This window comes from Arsenophonus endosymbiont of Bemisia tabaci Q2, from assembly GCF_902713415.1.
GTDB lineage: Bacteria > Pseudomonadota > Gammaproteobacteria > Enterobacterales > Enterobacteriaceae > Arsenophonus.
Genome location: NZ_CACTIE010000190.1, coordinates 1 through 863, shown reverse-complemented (window position 1 = coordinate 863; position 863 = coordinate 1). Strand labels below are relative to the sequence as shown.

The 863-nt window shown below is 38.7% G+C and carries 1 protein-coding gene and 1 pseudogene; one reads left to right on the top strand and one right to left on the bottom strand.

Annotation, left to right across the window (positions count from 1 at the left end):
• On the bottom strand, positions 1-192 hold a 192-nt coding region (locus ARSQ2_RS09605; protein ID WP_202880411.1), incomplete at its 3' end, for a hypothetical protein.
• A 17-nt stretch (positions 193-209) separates the two neighbouring features.
• On the opposite strand from ARSQ2_RS09605, the pseudogene ARSQ2_RS09600 reads away from it, so the two are divergent.
• Positions 210-789 (top strand): annotated as a pseudogene (locus ARSQ2_RS09600) (solute carrier family 23 protein); the annotation flags it as partial.
• Positions 790-863 lie beyond the last annotated feature (74 nt).

Sequence of the window (863 nt, the reverse complement as noted above, 5' to 3'; positions counted from 1 at the left end):
TGCAGAGCCAATCCGAAATTGCTTCGCTGTTTCTCGGATACTCAACCCTTCTTCTTCCATCGTAAATATAACTTTACGTCTAAAATCAATTGAATAGCTCATATAAATAATGTCATCAAAATTAAGTCGCTTAGCTATATATGTTTTTGTCCAATATAAATTTACTGATATAGAGTAATTACTTGTAATCATTTTAAAGTCGCCAAGCTATAGCACTGATTATCACCGCCATATTTGATGCGACCGGAACCCTACGTGCAGTATCTAGTCAGGCGAATTTACTAGATAAAAAGGATAAAGTTATTGATGGCGGCAAAGCATTTACCATAGATTCAGTAAGCTCTATTTTTGCGGGCGTAATGAGTGCATCACCTGCTGCGGTATAATACCTAGAATCAACAGCAAGCACAGCAGCAGGTGGCAAAACCGGCTTAACCGCCGTCATGGTAGGCACGCTTTTCTTATTGATGTTATTTTTAGCACCTTTTAGCACCGCTATCACTGTTAATTCCCCATTACGCCACTGCACCAGCGTTAGTGTACATTGGCTTACTAATGTTACAGAATGTCTCAAAACTGAATTTTAATGATTTTGTTGACACCATGTCTGGCCTGGTGTGCGCTGTTTTTATTGTTTTCACTTGTAATATTGCAACCGGCCTAATGTTTGGTTTTGTTACCCTCGTTATTGGCCGTATTTTTGCCAAAGAATGGCATCGCGTTAATGGCAGCACCCTGCTCCTAACACTACTGTTAGTCATTTTTTATTATGGCGGCTTAGCGATTTAGTTCTTTTTCCGAATCTGAAAGATGATTCGGAAAAATTTTTTAGCCAACTGAATGACTTTTTATGGCTATAACAT